Consider the following 1382-nt stretch of genomic DNA (forward strand, 5'->3'; position numbering starts at 1 on the left):
CGTCAAATTCGCCCACCTTCGCGGCGTCAAATTTATACCCGCGAGCGCAGCCCTCCTCATAAACTTCCGCTAGATACGCATTTGCCGCTTCTAGCGCGTTTTCATGCGCGTAAAATCGGTCAAGCTGCGGGTGATTTTTGTAGCCCTTAGTTAGTCCAGCCAGCACGTTTTTAGCTAGCAGCGCCTCGCGCCACAGCGCCACGAGCCCCTTTGCGTCGAGATATTTAAAGCTTATCGTCCAAAGTCTCATTTTTGCCTTTCGTTAAATTTAGTCGTCAAATTCGGCGCGTTTTGCGCCGCAGCCTGAGCGGCGATAAATTCGCGCCTTAAATTTGACCGTGCCCTAGATTAGAGGCTAAATTTTATCTCGCCTCTAAATTTCCCGCTCATTGCAGCTTACCTCTGCATAGTACGGGGATCTTTTCTACGACCTCGCCGCCGCTAACGAGATAGGCGAACTCGTGCAAATTTACGACGGGGCAGATGTGGTTCGGATAAATTTCGAGCCGATCGCCCACGCGCACGGCGTCTCGCAGCGCTCTGTCGTAGATGATCGCATGCTCGTCGTAAACGCCATTTACCCACACCTCCGTACCCTTTATGCGCCCGAGCCCGGGCGTTGCCGTAAAGCCCTCGGTGCGCCTTTGCTGCGTGAGCCCCTTGGCGCCGACGTCGGTGATGATGCGATCTGCCGTAGGTCTGCTGATGACGGTCGTAAGGATGCTCGCGGCGTTCATCGAATAATCGCCGTACGCCTGCGCCTGCGAGGCATCCATAAAGATATATGTGCCCGGGCGGATCTCGGTGACGCCCTTTAAAATTTCAAAATCGTTGATGAGCGATGGCGTCGAGCCGATACTAACGACGCGTGCGGGTAGAGCCAGCTCGCGCGCGATATCCGCAAACTCCAGCGTGCGGCGCTGCGCGGCTAGGTGGATGCGCTCGCATTCGCTCTTATCGGCGGCTTTGTAGGAGTGACCGTCGTGGGAGAACACGCCGCGAAATTCGATATTTTTACAGCCTTTTATAAATTTTATAAACGCCGTGAAATCCTGCTTTTCTACGAAGCCAGAGCGGTTTTCGCCCACTTCGATCTCGGCAAGCACGCAGGCCTTCGTGCCGCTGCGCTCAAAGGCGCGCTCTATCAGGCCCGCCTGCTCTATGCTGTCGACGCCGAAGCTTAAGTTTATCCCCGCGCGCAAAAGCGCGATGATGCGCTGAAATTTCAGCTCGCCCACGATCTCGTTTGCGATAAATATATCTTTTAGCCCGTTTGTAGCCATGATCTCGGCCTCGCCCGTTTTGGCGACCGTGATGCCCACAGCGCCGATACTTTCTTGCAGCTTCGCGAAATAGGGCATTTTGTGCGTTTTGGTGTGCGG

Annotated in this window: 2 protein-coding genes; both read right to left on the reverse strand. The window is 54.8% G+C overall.

What is annotated here, in order from left to right; translation table 11 throughout:
- On the reverse strand, positions 1-250 hold a 250-nt coding region (locus Q0238_RS03215; RefSeq protein ID WP_297942874.1), incomplete at its 3' end, for a pyrimidine dimer DNA glycosylase/endonuclease V.
- A 136-nt stretch (positions 251-386) separates the two neighbouring features.
- The coding region (locus tag Q0238_RS03220) for an alanine racemase (RefSeq protein ID WP_297942875.1) at positions 387-1382 on the reverse strand (996 nt) is incomplete at its 5' end.

The sequence above is a fragment of the uncultured Campylobacter sp. genome (assembly GCF_938045775.1).
Classification (GTDB): domain Bacteria; phylum Campylobacterota; class Campylobacteria; order Campylobacterales; family Campylobacteraceae; genus Campylobacter_B.